15 protein-coding genes are annotated in these 14,970 nt (G+C 69.0%); 5 read left to right on the forward strand and 10 right to left on the reverse strand.

Annotated features, from left to right (window positions below; translation table 11 throughout):
• Positions 1 to 201: 201 nt before the first annotated feature.
• Genes ispF through carD form a run of 3 tightly spaced genes read right to left on the reverse strand, consistent with a single transcriptional unit; the run spans position 202 to position 1,929 of the window.
• On the reverse strand, positions 202 to 684 hold the full coding sequence (gene ispF, locus IRT45_RS24380) for a 2-C-methyl-D-erythritol 2,4-cyclodiphosphate synthase (protein ID WP_036497513.1): 483 nt from the start codon (positions 682 to 684) through the stop codon (positions 202 to 204).
• A 14-nt stretch (positions 685 to 698) separates the two neighbouring features.
• Positions 699 to 1,430 carry a 2-C-methyl-D-erythritol 4-phosphate cytidylyltransferase gene (ispD, locus tag IRT45_RS24385; protein ID WP_194808218.1) on the reverse strand — a complete coding sequence of 244 codons (732 nt, stop codon included), beginning with the start codon at positions 1,428 to 1,430 and terminating at the stop codon, positions 699 to 701.
• Positions 1,431 to 1,440: 10 nt separating this feature from the next.
• Entirely contained in the window at positions 1,441 to 1,929 is a 489-nt protein-coding gene (carD, locus tag IRT45_RS24390) for an RNA polymerase-binding transcription factor CarD (protein WP_019931623.1), read from the reverse strand.
• 272 nt (positions 1,930 to 2,201) lie between these two features.
• On the opposite strand from carD, the gene IRT45_RS24395 reads away from it, so the two are divergent.
• The 3 genes from IRT45_RS24395 to disA all read left to right on the forward strand — a co-directional run bounded on the left by IRT45_RS24395 (position 2,202) and on the right by disA (position 5,608).
• Positions 2,202 to 2,927 (forward strand): hypothetical protein, encoded by a 726-nt coding sequence (locus IRT45_RS24395; RefSeq protein ID WP_309241135.1) that lies wholly within the window; start codon positions 2,202 to 2,204, stop codon positions 2,925 to 2,927.
• Positions 2,928 to 2,993: 66 nt separating this feature from the next.
• Positions 2,994 to 4,397: a DNA repair protein RadA gene (gene radA / locus IRT45_RS24400; RefSeq protein WP_194808219.1), complete on the forward strand. Its 1,404-nt coding sequence runs from the start codon at positions 2,994 to 2,996 to the stop codon at positions 4,395 to 4,397.
• 101 nt (positions 4,398 to 4,498) lie between these two features.
• Positions 4,499 to 5,608, forward strand: a complete 1,110-nt coding sequence (gene disA / locus IRT45_RS24405) for a DNA integrity scanning diadenylate cyclase DisA (RefSeq protein WP_194808260.1) — start codon at positions 4,499 to 4,501, stop codon at positions 5,606 to 5,608.
• Positions 5,609 to 5,640: 32 nt separating this feature from the next.
• Here disA and IRT45_RS24410 read toward each other — a convergent pair whose 3' ends face one another.
• Both IRT45_RS24410 and IRT45_RS24415 read right to left on the reverse strand, forming a co-directional pair.
• The gene (locus IRT45_RS24410) at positions 5,641 to 6,294 is read right to left on the reverse strand and encodes a DUF4232 domain-containing protein (RefSeq protein ID WP_194808220.1); all 654 of its coding nucleotides are present in this window, start codon (positions 6,292 to 6,294) and stop codon (positions 5,641 to 5,643) included.
• Between the two features lie 148 nt (positions 6,295 to 6,442).
• Complete coding sequence (locus IRT45_RS24415; RefSeq protein WP_194808221.1) at positions 6,443 to 7,066, reverse strand: carbonic anhydrase; 624 nt, start codon at positions 7,064 to 7,066, stop codon at positions 6,443 to 6,445.
• 146 nt (positions 7,067 to 7,212) lie between these two features.
• Here IRT45_RS24415 and IRT45_RS24420 point away from each other — a divergent pair, with 146 nt between their 5' ends.
• On the forward strand, positions 7,213 to 8,085 hold the full coding sequence (locus tag IRT45_RS24420) for an A/G-specific adenine glycosylase (RefSeq protein ID WP_194808261.1): 873 nt from the start codon (positions 7,213 to 7,215) through the stop codon (positions 8,083 to 8,085).
• 56 nt (positions 8,086 to 8,141) lie between these two features.
• A complete protein-coding gene (locus tag IRT45_RS24425; protein WP_194808222.1) occupies positions 8,142 to 8,516 on the forward strand; it encodes a hypothetical protein in 375 nt (124 codons plus the stop codon).
• A gap of 34 nt (positions 8,517 to 8,550) precedes the next feature.
• On the opposite strand, the gene IRT45_RS24430 is transcribed toward IRT45_RS24425, so the two are convergent.
• The 5 genes from IRT45_RS24430 to kstR all read right to left on the reverse strand — a co-directional run bounded on the left by IRT45_RS24430 (position 8,551) and on the right by kstR (position 14,892).
• Positions 8,551 to 9,546: a metal ABC transporter permease gene (locus IRT45_RS24430; RefSeq protein WP_194808223.1), complete on the reverse strand. Its 996-nt coding sequence runs from the start codon at positions 9,544 to 9,546 to the stop codon at positions 8,551 to 8,553.
• A complete protein-coding gene (locus IRT45_RS24435) occupies positions 9,543 to 10,415 on the reverse strand; it encodes a metal ABC transporter ATP-binding protein (RefSeq protein WP_194808224.1) in 873 nt (290 codons plus the stop codon). The genes IRT45_RS24430 and IRT45_RS24435 overlap by 4 nt, the downstream gene beginning before the upstream one ends.
• A gap of 11 nt (positions 10,416 to 10,426) precedes the next feature.
• A complete protein-coding gene (locus IRT45_RS24440) occupies positions 10,427 to 11,311 on the reverse strand; it encodes a metal ABC transporter solute-binding protein, Zn/Mn family (protein WP_309241136.1) in 885 nt (294 codons plus the stop codon).
• Between the two features lie 180 nt (positions 11,312 to 11,491).
• Positions 11,492 to 14,068 (reverse strand): trehalose-phosphatase, encoded by a 2,577-nt coding sequence (otsB, locus tag IRT45_RS24445; protein WP_194808225.1) that lies wholly within the window; start codon positions 14,066 to 14,068, stop codon positions 11,492 to 11,494.
• A gap of 167 nt (positions 14,069 to 14,235) precedes the next feature.
• A complete protein-coding gene (gene kstR, locus IRT45_RS24450) occupies positions 14,236 to 14,892 on the reverse strand; it encodes a cholesterol catabolism transcriptional regulator KstR (RefSeq protein WP_030517308.1) in 657 nt (218 codons plus the stop codon).
• Positions 14,893 to 14,970 lie beyond the last annotated feature (78 nt).

Consider the following 14,970-nt stretch of genomic DNA (forward strand, 5'->3'; position numbering starts at 1 on the left):
GTGGGCCCCTCCTATGGTCCACGGTCCATCGAATGCGATGGCACCGCGGGTCCGGAAAGGATTCGCCGGGGCATGTTTCCGGAGCGAAGTTGCCGGCCGGTGCTGCGGCCGCCGGGCACGAGCGCGAATACGGCGGACGGCGCCGAGTTCGCTGCGGTCGATCGGCGCGAACAGTAAATCCGCGGTGATCGCCGACTGTGGTTATGCGGTACTACATCGCCCGTCGTGCACGAGTAATGCGGTCGCCACCGCCGCGATGCCCTCACCGCGTCCGGTGAGTCCCAGACCGTCGGAAGTCGTACCGGAAACCGAAACAGGTGCGTCGAGCAATTCGCCGAGTATTTTTTGCGCTTCGGCGCGTCGCGGCCCGATCTTGGGGCGATTACCGATGATCTGCACCGCCGCGTTGAGGATCCGATATCCGGATTCGCCGAGCAACCGCCGTACCTCGGTCAGCATCGCGGCGCCGGATACGCCTTCCCATTCGGGTCGTCCGGTGCCGAAGACCGCGCCGACATCGCCCAGGCAGGCGGCCGAGAGCAGCGCATCGCACAGAGCGTGGGCGGCCACATCGCCGTCGGAATGTCCGGAGCAGCCGTCGTCGCCCTCGAACAGCAGTCCGGCCATCCAGCAGGGCCGGCCGGGTTCGATGGGATGTACATCGCTGCCGATGCCGGTACGCAGCGCGGTGAGATCGGTCATCCGGTCACCGCCGCTCCGGTCGTCGCGGGGAGTGCGGCGTCCGCTACCAGCGCGTTCGCGAGTTTCAGATCGAGTGGCCCGGTGATCTTGAAGGCCAGTGGATCGCCCGGGACCACCGCGACGGTCGCCCCCGTCGCCTCGACGAGGCCCGCGTCGTCGGTGGCGGGCAGGTCGAGCGCGTACGCCTCGCGTAGCAGCGCGGCATCGAAGCCCTGAGGAGTTTGAATCGCCCGCAGCCCCGAACGGTCGGGCGTACCGGTGACGTCGCCGGCCGTATCGACGGCCTTGATGGTGTCGGCCACCGGAATGCCGGGAACGACGGCGCGGTGACCGGCGTCCAGCGCGTCCACAACCCGCGCGATCAGCGACGGCGGCGTCAGGGCGCGGGCCGCGTCGTGCACGAGGACATGGGTGGCTTCCGGTGCGGCGGCGAGACCGGCACGGACCGAGTCGGTGCGTTCCACGCCGCCGGCCACCACGTCGACCGGTATCGAGCTGGCCGCGTGGGCACGGGCGGCGAGCAGTTCCCGGGCCGCATCGATCATCTCGATGGGCGCCATGATCACGATGCGGTCGACGACCCCGGACGCGATCAGACCGTCTACTGCGTGTACGAGCATGGGACTGCCGCCGACCGGGACGAATGCCTTCGGTGTCGATTCACCCAGGCGAACGCCCCGACCGGCGGCAGGAACCAATGCCACAACGCGGCGGGAGTTGAGCGTCAAGGCGATGCGGTCAGGAGGCCGCGGCGAGAACCTCGTCGAGCAGGGTCTCGGCCTTGACGTCGTCGGTGCCCTCGGCGAGCGCGAGCTCACCGACCAGGATCTGCCGGGCCTTGGCCAGCATCCGCTTCTCGCCGGCGGACAGGCCGCGGTCCTGCTCCCGACGCCACAGGTCGCGGACGACCTCGGCCACCTTGTTCACATCGCCGGAGGCGAGCTTCTCGAGGTTGGCCTTGTACCGCCGAGACCAGTTCGTCGGCTCCTCCGTGTGCGGAGCGCGTAGCACCTGGAAGACTCGGTCGAGACCTTCCTGGCCGACGACGTCGCGGACGCCGACGTACTCCGCGTTCTCTGCGGGAACCCGAACGGTGAGATCGCCTTGAGCGACCTTCAGGACCAGATACTCTTTCTGAACACCCTTGATGGTGCGAGTCTCGATTGCTTCGATCAGCGCCGCTCCGTGGTGGGGGTAAACGACGGTGTCTCCGACCTTAAAAATCATGTGTCCCGTGCCCCTTTCGATGTTCACAGTTTAACATGCGACTCGATAACGCCGCGATCAACGGCGCAGGTCAGGGGCCACAACAGGCCGACCTTGGGGCTTGACAGATCGCGACGCGTATGCATCTTGTTGTGGCAGAACGGGATACGCGGCTCGCGGGTCGCCGCGGAACATTACACCGGACCGGTCCACACCGACCACCCTGTGAACTACTACGCTGCCTACTACTACTCTCCATCGTGGAGTGAGCCGGTCGACATGGAGGACAACCCGTGACTGCCCTGAAAGCCACCACAGCGTCGAATGTGACCAAGGTGTCGCGGCGCGCAATCGCTGTTGCCGCGCTGGCCACCGGTGCGGCGCTGGCGTTGTCCGGATGCGGTGCCGGCCAGATCTCGCAGACCGCGAGCCAGGTGCCCGCCGTCAACGGCAGCGCGGCCACCGTCGGCAATGTGGCGCTGCGTGACGTGCGCATCCTGCTGCCGCAGTCGGAGGAGTACACCAACGCCAAGGGCGGCAAGTCCGTCGTCGCGTTCAGTGCGATCAACGAGGGTTCGTCCAAGACCGACCAGCTGGTCAGCATCACCACCGACCTCGGCCAGGTGAAGATCACCCCGGCCACGCCGGATCTGGTCCCGGGGCAGACGGTCGTCGCCGCGGGTCCGGAAGCGGCCAAGGCGGCCCAGGCGGGCGAGAACTCGACGCCGACCTCCGCTCCCGCGCAGCCCGCCAGCTCGCCCGCGACCCCCACGCCGGAGCACAGCGCGTCCCCGCGCCAGGAGGGCGCCGGAACGCCCGATCAGCCGGCCGACCCGAACGCGCATCCGATCCTGGTCGAGATCACCGGGCTGTCCAAGGACATCGTGCCCGGCCTGACCTACGGCGTGACCTTCAACTTCAAGAACGCCGGCACCGTGCAGGTGCAGGTGCCCGTCGACGCCGGCCCGGACACCCCGCGGCACGAGGGCGCGACGGTCGCCGAGCACGGCGGCCACTGAGACTCGCCTCCGCGCACACCGTCCCGGCTACCGGCCCATGTCGGCCCCTCTCTCTAGGCTGCGCACGTGGCCAAGGTGAAGTCGCTGTACCGCTGCTCGTCATGCGGGAACGAGGTTGCCAAATGGGTGGGGCGCTGCCCGGGATGCAACGAATGGGGGACCGTCGACGAGGTGGTGACGGCCGGCGCCGGTGCGGGTACGCATCCCGCCGGGCGCCGGGCGATGCTGCCCTCGACGGCCGCAGCTCCCATCTCGACCATCGATTCGAAGGTCACCCGCGCCCGGCCCACCGGCGTCGCGGAACTGGATCGTGTCCTCGGCGGCGGGGTCGTGCCGGGATCGGTGGTGCTGCTCTCGGGTGAACCGGGCGTCGGCAAATCGACGCTGTTGCTCGAGGTCGCTCACCGCTGGGCCCGGCAACGCGACGAGCGCGCGCTCTACGTCACCGCCGAGGAGTCCGCCGGGCAGGTCCGGCTGCGCGCCGACCGGACCGGGGCCGTGCACGAAAGGGTCTATCTCGCAGCCGAATCCGATCTCGCCACGATTCTCGGCCATGTCGATCAGGTGCGGCCGACACTGCTGGTGGTCGATTCGGTGCAGACCATGCTGGCCGCCGACGCGGACGGGGTGATCGGCGGCGTCACCCAGGTGCGTGCGGTGACCGCGGCCCTGACCTCCCTGGCCAAGGCGAGCGGGATCGCGGTGCTGCTGGTCGGCCACGTCACCAAGGACGGCAATGTCGCCGGGCCGCGCACCCTCGAACACCTGGTGGACGTGGTGTTGCAGTTCGAGGGCGACAAACATTCCACCCTGCGCATGGTGCGCGGCATCAAGAACCGCTTCGGCAGTGCCGACGAGGTGGGCTGTTTCGAACTGCACGACGACGGCATCGTCGGGGTGAGCGATCCGTCCGGACTGTTTCTGCATCACCGCGCGGATCAGGTGCCCGGGACCGCGATCACCGTCGCGATGGACGGTAAGCGGCCGCTGCTCGGCGAGGTGCAGGGGTTGACCGTATCCACCCAGGTACCCGCGCCGCGGCGGGCGGTCAGCGGTCTGGACTACAACCGGGTGTCGATGGTGCTCGCGGTGCTGCAGAGCCGCTGTGGTGTGTATCTGGGCAAGCACGACGTGTATGCCGCCACGGTCGGCGGGATGCGATTGACCGAACCCGCCGCCGATCTGGCCGTCGCGGTGGCGATCACCGGCGCCGAACGCGATATCCCGCTGCGCGCGGGCATGGTGGTGCTGGGCGAGGTCGGCCTCGCCGGGGAGGTCCGGCGTGTCACGGGGGTCGGGCGCAGACTGCGCGAGGCCGAGCGGCTAGGTTTCACGGAGGCGTTGGTACCGCCGGGGACCGACCTGTCCGGCATCGGAATGAAGGTGCACGAGGTCGCGAGTGTTCGTGCGGCACTCGCCTCGAGTGGTTTGTCGAAGCGACGACGCGAGCGTGTGGAGGCTGTGGAATGATCCCGAGCCGTTGGGTGACCCACCTGCTCGGACGTCCCGCGCCGCGCGGCAGGTTCACGACCCCAGCGGATGTGCCGGTCGCGGCGGCTCCGGCGGAGGCGATGCCCGCGGCGGAGGCGGTCCGGGCCGACGACGATCCCGGTCTGAGCACCACCATCGCCCGGCTGGTGCCGGGCACCGAACTGCGCGACGGGATCGACCGGATTCTGCGCGCCCGCACCGGCGGGCTGATCGTGCTCGGCTACGACGAGGAACTGGAACGAATCTGCGACGGCGGATTCGAACTCGATGTCGAATTCTCGCCGACCCGGCTGCGTGAGCTGTCGAAAATGGATGGCGCCGTGGTGCTTTCGACCGACGGCGCACGCATCCGCCGCGCCAACGTCCATCTGGTTCCCGATCCCGGCCTGCCGACCACCGAATCCGGCACCCGGCACAAGGCGGCCGAGCGCACCGCCGCGCAGACCGGCTATCCGGTGGTGTCGGTGAGCCGCTCGACGGGCCTCGTCACGGTCTATCTCAACGGGCATCGGCATCCGATCCAGACCTCGGAGACCATCCTGTCGCGGGCCAATCAGGCGATGGCGACGCTGGAGCGCTACCGCTCCCGGCTGGACGAGACCACCCGGCAGCTGTCACTGGTGGAGTTGAACGACTGCGCGACGGTGCGTGATGTGCTGGCGGTGGTGCACTGCCTGGAACTGGTCCGCCGCGTCGCGCGCGAAATCAGTTCCGACGTGGCCGAACTCGGCGTCGACGGCCGGCAGCTGGCGCTGCAACTGGCCGAACTCGTCGGCAACACCGAGGCCCTGCGCCGCCTGCTGGTCCGCGACTACATCCGCAGCGAACCGGTCGACGACGCGATGGTCGACCGCACCCTGGCCGCCCTCGACGGGTTGCTCGAGGTGGATCTGCTGGAACTCACCAATCTCGCACCGCCCCTGGGGTTTCCGGCGACGTTCGAAGCTCTCGACACCGCCGTGGGCCCGCGTGGATACCGGGTGCTCGCCGAGATCCCGCGGGTGCCGCTGCGCCGTGCCGAACCCGTGATCGCCGCCTTCGGCTCGCTGTCGGGCCTGGTATCGGCGAGTGCGTCGGAGATCGAGGGCGTCGACGGCATCGACGCGCATCTGGCCCGGCAGATCCGCGAGGGCCTGTCCCGGCTGTCGGAATCCGGTGCGGTCCGATCGACGGAATCCGGCACCGTCTGAACCCCTCGGCCGCCGCCGGATCCGATCCCGCGTCAGGCGATGTTGAAGGTCTCCGGCGCGCTGCGCACGGAACCGAACTGCGCCACCACCGCGTATCCGCCGGCCGGCACCGGAACGCGATCGCCCGCACAACCGGGCTGCGACGTGGTGCCCGACCAGGTCAGAGTGAACGCCGCCTGCTGGCCGCCGTTGAGCGTGCGCAGATCGGCCGGGCCGCCCTGATCGCAGTCGGTGTTCGACCACAGCTTCCGCTGGCCGTCCAGCGACTGTACCCACACCTGCTGCAGGCCCGAACCCATATCCCGGGTGCAGGCCGCGGTGGAGATGTTGGTCAGCACGATGGTGATCACCGGCTGATCACCGGCCTTGTAGGTCGGCTGTCCGACGGTCACCTTCACCGCCAGCGACTGATCCGGGCACGGGGCCGGGACGCCGCTGGCCGTCGAATTGACGGTGCCCGAGGCCGGAACCTTCGAACCGCTGGGATCGGCGGTGGTGGACCCGGCCGCCTTGGCGGAGGTGGAGGTCGCCGCCGCGGCCTTGGGGTCTTTGTCGTCCCCGCCGCTGCGCAGCAACATCAATGCCAGCCAGATCACCAGAGCGAGCGCGACGATCAGCGCGCCGATGGCTAGCAGGCGGCGACGCCAGTAGATCTCCGGCGGCAGCGGTCCATTCGGTTCCAGCACGGCAACAACGGTAAGGGCACGATCGTGCCGTTCCGCTCAGGTACGCGGCGTGTCGGCGCCGAAATGGCGGTGATGCCGGGTACATTTTCGCGCCGCCTTCCGCGGCGGCGCGCTCACCCGGCGATCACCGTGTGAGAACCGTTGTGGTTCAGACCGTTTCGCCGATGTCGCCGATCACCTTGTGCAATAGCGCGCGGCCGTCGGCAAGCTTGTAGTTCACACAGGCGATGGCGCACTGCCCGCTCGCGACCCGATCGGACACGATCTTCGAGCGATCGGTGAGCAAGCGCGCGGTCTCCTGCACGTGGCGGGCCTCGAGTTCGTCGACCTCGGTGAGTCCGTCGCGGCGGCCGGTGAGGATGGACGGCGTCACGCGCTCGACCACGCTGCGGATGAATCCGCCGGGCACGTTGCCGTCGTCGAGTGCGTCGATGGTCGCGCGGACGGCGCCGCAACTGTCGTGCCCGAGGACGACGATCAGCGGCACGTTGAGGATTTCGACGCCGTATTCGATCGAACCCAGCACCGACTCGTCGACGACGTGGCCGGCGGTGCGGACCACGAACATATCGCCGAGGCCCTGGTCGAAGATGATCTCGGCGGCGACCCGGGAGTCGCCGCACCCGAACAGGATGGCCCGGGGATGCTGTCCGCCGACGAGTTTGGTGCGGTCGGCGGCGCCCTGGCTGGGGTGCTGGAGTGTGCCGTTGACGAACCTGTCGTTACCCTCGCGGAGAGACTTCCAGGCACTGATCGGGTTGGTATGAGGCATGCGTCCCATTTTCCATGGCTTGAGGGCTACCGGCGAGTCCGTTCCGCTACACGTGGGCAAATTTCGGATCACCGGCGGACTCGCGCGGCGGTGATGTCGTGAGCTCGAAGACGGCGACCGAGGCCACCCGCGACCCGGGCGCGGGCGTGGACAGCGACATCCTGATCGACTGGTACGAGCAGTCGGCCCGGGACCTGCCGTGGCGGCGCCCCGGAGTGAGCGCCTGGCAGATCCTGATGAGTGAGATCATGCTGCAGCAGACGCCCGTGGTCCGGGTGGAACCGATCTGGCCGGAATGGGTGCGGCGCTGGCCGGTGCCCTCGGCCATGGCCGCCGCCTCGCCCGGCGAGGTGCTGCGCGCATGGGGCAAACTCGGCTATCCGCGCCGCGCCCTGCGGTTGCACGAATGCGCGCGGGTGCTCGCCGCCGAATACGACGACGTGGTGCCCGACGATGTCGAGGTGCTGCTCACCCTCCCCGGCATCGGCGCCTACACGGCGCGGGCGGTGGCCTGCTTCGCCTACGGGCAGCGAGTTCCGGTGGTGGACACCAATGTTCGCCGTGTGGTCGCCCGGGCGGTGCACGGCCGGGCCGAGGCCGGGAATCCGCGCACCCGCGATCTGGCCGAAACCGAGACCCTGCTGCCGGTCCGGATCGACCGGGCGGCGATCTTCTCCGCGGCGTTGATGGAATTGGGAGCCACCGTCTGCACCGCTCGCAATCCCGACTGTGAACGCTGTCCGCTGCCGCGCTGCACGTGGGTCACCTCCGGTCGTCCGGCGTCGGATGTGGTGCGCCGTACGCAGAAATACGACGGCACCGATCGGCAGGCGCGCGGCCGCCTGCTCGACGTGCTGCGCGCGGCCACCGGACCGGTCGAACGCGTGGCTCTCGACCTGGCCTGGACCCGCGATCCCGGCCAGCGCGACCGGGCCCTGGATTCCCTGCTCGTCGACGGCTTGATCGAGCAGACCGCGGACGGACTGTTCGCGCTCGCCGGCGAGAGCGGCGCGATCTGAGACGCGGGCGGATCGGCCGAGACTTCCCAGCACCGGTGGGAAATTACAGTTCGGCGATGAGGCTTCTGCTCGACCGACCCTTCGTCCTCGCCTGGATGTACGCGCTCGCCTCGGTAGTGCTGGGCCCGTTCATCTTTCTGGGCGGCTATTCGTTCTTCACGCACGGAGTCGGTGATTACTGCGACCCGGTGCACGGTGACGCCGCCGCCCGGGACGCGGCGTTCCGCGCCGCGCAGACGTTTCAGATCACCGGCGCCGCGGTCATGCTGGCCCTCGGACTTCTCGTGCTGATCCGACTGTGGTCGCGCCGCGACATCAACCAGAATCTCGTCGTCGCCGCGAGTGGCCTCGCGGTCGTGCCCATGATGGGCGGCTTCGTCCTGATCATTCTGCTGTCTGGACCGGGCGGCCAGTCCTGCTGGCCGAGTTGACGCGAGACGGGCGGCCGATGACGACCGCTGGATCTCACCCGCGGACCGGCAGCTGCACGTCCTCCGCTCGACCGCGTGACGAACCCGGGTCGTTCGAGGCGTCGACCTGCGGAGCCGGCGCACCGGCCGGCTCCGGCGCGGTGGTGGCCGGCGCGCGCAGTGCCGTCCGACGGCGGGCATTCACGACCGGGCGGCCGATGAACCGGCAGACCAGGTAGATCGCGAACGAGATGGTCGTGATGAAGGTCGAGACCGGGACGCCGGGCGCCAGCGACAGCAGGATCCCGCCGACCGCGGCGATTTCGGCGAACAGCACCGACAGCACCGTCGCCCGCAGCGGGCTAGCGGTGAGCTGGGCGGCGGCCGCGGCGGGGGTGATCAGCAGCGACAGCACCAGCAGGGCGCCGACGATCTGCACCCCGAAGGCGGCGGTCACGCCGAGCAGCACCGCGAACACCACCGCGAGCGCGCGCACCGGAACCCCGCGCGCCACGGCCACTTCCGGATCGGTGCTGGCGAAAAGCAGGGGGCGATAGATGAACGCGAGCACCGCCAGCACGCCGGCGGTGCAGAGCGCGAGGGAGGTGAGTCCGGTGCCGCCGACACTGACCACCTGTCCGGTGAGCAGGGAGAATTTCGATCCGGCGCGACTGGGCCCCAGCCAGAGGAACAGCACCGACAGGCCGAGCCCGAACGACATCACCACCGCGATCACCGAATCACGTTCGCGCGCCTTGGAACCCAGCAACCCGAACATGACCGCCGCGATCACCGAACCCGCGATCGCTCCGGCGCCCACGCCGATGCCGACCAGCAGCGCCGCCGCCGCGCCGGTCAGCGACAGTTCGCTGGTGCCGTGCACGGCGAACGACATCTGCCGGTTCACGATGAGCGGTCCGATCACGCCGGCGAGCAGTCCCAGCAGGGCGGCCGCGAGCACGGCCTGCTGCACGAAGTCGTAGGACAGCAGGTCGGCGGTGGTGTGCAGGTCCAGCATCTTGGTGAGGACGTCGGAGAGTTTGTCGTTCATTCGCCGGCTCCCTCGGTGTGGTGCGTACCCAGCGCATCGATCTCGTCGCCGGTGCCGACGACCACCAGCCGGCCGCGCACGCGCAGCACGTCGACCTCGGTGCCGTAGAGCTCCGACAGCACCTGCGAGGTCATCACCTCGTCCGGGGCGCCGATCCGGAATTTTCCTTCCACGAGATACAGCACCCGATCCACCAGCGGCAGAATCGGATTGATCTCGTGCGTCACGAACAGCACCGCGGTGTCGTGGGTGCGACGGCGGCGATCGATGAGTTCGGACACCAGCCGCTGATTCGCCAGATCCAGGCTCAGCAGCGGTTCGTCGCACAGCAGCACGCGCGGATCACCGGCCAGCGCCTGCGCCACCCGCAGCCGCTGCTGCTCCCCGCCGGACAGCGATTCCAGCGGCGCGTTCGCGAAATGTTCGGCACCGACCTGCGCGAGGGCGTCGGCGACGCGGCGGCGGCGTTCGGCCCGGCCGCGCCAGCCCAGACCCCAGCGATGCCCGTCCACACCCAGCCCGACCAGATCGACGCCGCGCAATTGCACACCGGCGTCGATCGTCTTCTGTTGCGGCACATAGCCGATCCGCGGATTTCCCAGTCGCGCCGGCGCCCCACTCACCTCGACCGTGCCCGCACTCGGCGCGAGCTGCCCCAGCAGCATCCGCAGCAGCGAGGTCTTACCGGATCCGTTGGGCCCCAGCACCGCGACGAATTCGCCGGGCGCGATATCGAGATCGAGTCCCTGCCAGAGCGTGCGCGGCCCGAACGCCAGGCTCGCGCCGCGCAGGGAGACCGTGGGGGCGATGCTGTGCGATGCCTGCGCCGGGGCGTGCTCCGGCGCCTCGGTTCGGGTGCGTCCCGTCATCACTACCGACCTCAGCCGAGCGCGGCGGCCAGCGCCGTCGCGTTGCCGGTCTGCCACTGCACGAAATCGGTGTTCGCCGGGAGGGTTTCGGTGACCTCGATGATCGGCACGCCCGCGGATTTCGCGGTCGCGGCGACGTCCTTCGTGGTCTTGTCCTCGGTCTGGATGTTGTAGACCAGCGTTCGAACCTGCTTACCGGTCAACAGGTCTCGCACCGTCGCCAGATCCGCCGGGGACGGATCGGTGCCCTGTTCGATCGCTTCCTCGAAGGGATGCGGGGTGCGGTCGTCGGTATCGGCGGCGGCGAGCAGGTAGTGTGCCAGCGGCTCGGTCTGCATCACCGGCGACTTCGGGTGCGCGGCAGCGATTTTCGCGGTGATCGCGGTGACGGCCGCCAGCTGCCCGCGCAGCGCCGCGGCGCGGTCGGCGAACGCCTGCCGGTGCTCGGGATCGATGCGGCCGAGTTCGTCCGCGATCCGCCCGGCCACCGCGTCGACCGTCTTCATGTCGTACCAGACGTGCTCGTTCTCGTCGTTCGGCGCCGAGCGCAGGTCGAAGGCGGCGATGCTGGGTTTGCCGCGGCCGGCGGCCGCCTTCTCGGCGAACTCGTCGTAGTGCCCGCCGTTGTAGACGACCAGTGCGGCATCGCGGATCGCGGCGGCGTCGGTCGGGCTGGTCTCGTAGGAGTGCGGGTCCACGTTCGGGCTGTCGATGATCGACTTCACCTCGACGTCGGGCCCACCGACCGACGCCGCGACGCTGCCCCACACGTCGGTGGAGGCGACGATCTTCGGCTTCCCCGAATCAGAGGAGGTTCCCGAGCAGGCGGCCAGCGTGACCGCGGTGGTGAGGCCCAGCGTGACGACAGCGATTCGAGCGGCGAAACTTCTGATCACGCGGGTACTCCTGCACACGAGCTCTTAACGGAAACGATTTCCATTTAAATGTAGCGTATGTGTCCACCTCCGACCCCATCGATCGGACCGATCGGGATGTGAACCGCACCACGAACAGGGCCCGCGACCGCTCGATCCGAGCGACCGCGGGCCCTGGGACGGGTATCCGGCGAGCTGGGGCTACTGCACCATCGCCGCCGCGACCGGCTGGCTCAGCAGCTGAGCGCAGCGCAGCAGGCCGAGATGGCTGTAGGCCTGCGGGTGATTGCCCAGGGAGCGTTCGGCGACCGGGTCGTACTCCTCGCTGAGCAGTCCGGTCGGACCGGCGACATCCACCAGCTGGGCGAACAGCGCCTCGGCGTCCTCACGTTTGCCGATCAGCAGGTAGGCCTCCACCAGCCAGGCGGCACACAGGTGGAAACCGCCCTCGCCGCCGGGCAGGCCGTCGTCGTGGTGGTAGCGGTACACCGTCGAGCCGCTGCGCAGCTCGGCCTCGGTGGCGACGACCGTGGCCGCGAAGCGCGGATCCGACGGTTCGATCAGGCCGCTGAGACCGATGTGCAGGGTCGCGGCGTCCAGATCGGTGCCGTCGTAGGCGGCCGTGTAGGACTGCACCTGCTCGTTCCAGCCCTTGGCCTTGACCTCGTCGGCGATGGTCTCGCGCAGTTCGACCCACACCGGGTCGATGCCGCGGTCGAACCGCTCGGCCAGCTTCAGCGCCCGGTCGACCGTCAGCCAGCCCATCACCTTCGAATACACGTGGTGACGCGGGTTGCCGCGGATCTCCCAGATGCCGTGGTCCGGTTCGCGCCAGCGGCGCTGGACAGCCTGGACCATGGCCTCGACGAGTTCCCAGTCGCGGTCGGGCAGTGCCTTGGCCGGGTCGAGAATGCCCTTCCCCTCCCGAGCCTCGGCCAGGGCCGCGATCAGATCCACGATCGGGCCGAACACATCCAGCTGGACCTGCATATTCGCCGCGTTGCCCACGCGTACCGGCCGCGAGCCCGCGTAACCGGGCAGCTGATCCAGCACCGCCTCCGGGGGCAGCGTCTCGCCGTAGAGCGTGTACAGCGGGTGCAGGCGTTCCGGTCCGGCCAGCGTCTCGAGCACGCGGTGCGTCCAGGCCAGGAAATCCTCGGCCTCCGCCAGCGAGCCCAGCGTGACCAGGGCGTGCGCGGTGAGCGAGGCGTCGCGCAGCCAGCAGTAGCGGTAGTCCCAGTTGCGGACGCCGCCGATGTCTTCGGGCAGCGAGGTGGTGGCCGCGGCCAGAATCGACCCGGACGGAGCGTGCACCAGTCCGCGCAGCGTCAGTGCCGAACGCTTCATCAGATCGGGCTTGAGCGGCGGCAGGTTCAGATCGGAGGCCCAGTCGCGCCAGTATCGCTCGGCCTCGTTGCGCCGGTCCGCCTCGCTGACCATCGCCGGGGCGAGATCGGAGGTGCCGCAGCGCATTTCGAGCACGATCGGACCCTGCGAGGGGTCGACCACCGCGCGGGCGACGTGATGGATGCCCTCTTCGGAGATCTCCCACTGCACGCCGGGGGAGCGCAGCACGATCGGGTCGTTGGTGCCGTGCACGCGCAGGCCGGCCGGTTCGCGGACCAGCGTCACCGGTACCTGCCCGAACTCGGGACGGGGTGCGAAGGTGACCACCGCACGCGCGTCGCCGGTGATCACGCGGGTCAGATCGGTGCGTTCCAGTGCGACGTCGTGCGGCAGGTAGTCGACGATTTTCAAACTGGACCAACGGGTTTCGACGGTCATGGTGCCGTCGACGTAGCGCTGCGACAGCGGCAGGCTCTGGCGTTCGGGGGCGATGGTGAAATGTCCGGCCGCCGGTCCGCCGAGCAGATGGGCGAAGACCGCCGCCGAATCCGGTTCGGGATGGCAGAACCAGCTGACGGTCCCGTCCGGGGTGAGCAGCGCCTTGGAGCGCGGGGAGGCCAGCATGGTCAGCCGCTCGATGCGCGGCGCCGACGCGCCCGCCAGCCAGGTGCGGCGTTCCTCGAGCAGGAACGCGAGGGCCTTGGCGACCTCCTCGGTACTGGGCACCCGATATTCGGCCAGGCTGTCGCCGTCGCCCACCTTGATGCCGATATCCGGACCCGACAGCCGCGCGAAGGCCTTCTCGTCGGTGACGTCGTCACCGAAGAAGACCGCGGCCGAGGCGCCCTCCTGATGGCGGATGATGTCCAGGGCCGCGCCCTTGTCGGTCTGGATGACGGCCAGTTCGATGACCGCCTTGCCCTCGGTGACCTGGATGCCGACCCAGCTCGCCGGACCCTGCCGCGCCTGCTGCAACGCGCGGCGGCCCACCTCGGGGGTGGCATTGCGCACATGCAGCGCGATGCTGGCCGGTTTGGCTTCGACGGTGACGCCGGGATTGTCGTCGGCGATGGCGGCCAGGGCGTGACGCACCTCGGTCAGCAGTTGCTTGGCGTCGTTGTCGATGGCGTGCACGAAGCCGACATCGAATTCCGAGCCGTGGCTTCCGATCAGCTGCACCTCGACGGGAAGCCGGGAAAGCGCCGCGAGATCTCGCAGCGCGCGGCCGGAGATGACGGCCGCGGTCGTGGTCGTCAGGCCGGCGAGCGCACGCAATGCGCTGACCGATTCCCGATGGGGATAGGCCTTTGCCGGATCGGAGACTATGGGCGCGATTGTCCCGTCGTAGTCCGAAGCGACCAATAGCCTCGGCACGCGGGCTACGGCCGACAAGGCACGGCGAAGTTCGTGTGGCAGATCCTGTGCGCTCACGCATCCAACCTAGTGATCGGAGGAGATTTTTCAGGGCGCGAGAAACTTTACTGGGTCAGGTTTGCCCGCGTGTTGGCGCAGTGATACGTGCTGTTTACACGAGCTCGCCAGGCAGGTTTCGAACGCCCGGACCTCCATTGTCCGGTAATCCGCTTCCTGCCGCGCGCTCAGGACTTCTCGCCCAGCAACAGGTCGACGGTCAGGTCCAGACGCTCGGCCACATCGGTCGCCGAGGCGCGCCGGGTGAGCCACGCCACCAGATTCGACAGCCACACGTCGCTGATCACGCGGGCGATGGCCAGATCGCGCTCGGTGGGCTCGCCCTCGTTCACGGCACGCGCGAAGAAACGGTCCATCACCTTGCCGACCCGGTCGACCTCGGCGGCCGCGGAGGCGTCGGCGAACATGAATGCCCGCGTCATGGCCTCGGTGAGCAGCGGATCGCGCTGCATGGCCCGGGTGACCTGGGTCAGCATCACGTGCATGCGTTCCTGCGGGGTCTGCCCGGCCAGCGGCTTGCGTTTGCTGTCGAACTGCTCGAATTCCCGGGCCAGCGCCGAGACCAGCAGATGCACCTTCGAGGGGAAGTACCGATAGAGCGTGCCGACCGCGACATCGGCGCGTTCGGCGACCGCGCGCATCTGCACCGCGTCGTAACCGCCCTTGGAGGCGAGCGCGAGGGTGGCGTCGAGAATTCGTTTGCGCCGCTCGCGCTGGGCCGCCGAGCTCAGCTCGTCCTCGCTGAGGGTGCTGACCGTCGCGCGATTGCGGGCTCCGTTCTGCGCACCCGAGTCGGCTGCCTGCTCTCGGGAGGGACTGGCCATTCGTGAAAGTCCTTTCCTGCACGCACGTCGGTTCCGGTGGCCGACGAGCGTAGTTCAGCGGCGGCGACGGACGCCCCT

Source organism: Nocardia sp. BSTN01, assembly GCF_015354405.1.
Taxonomy (GTDB): domain Bacteria; phylum Actinomycetota; class Actinomycetes; order Mycobacteriales; family Mycobacteriaceae; genus Nocardia.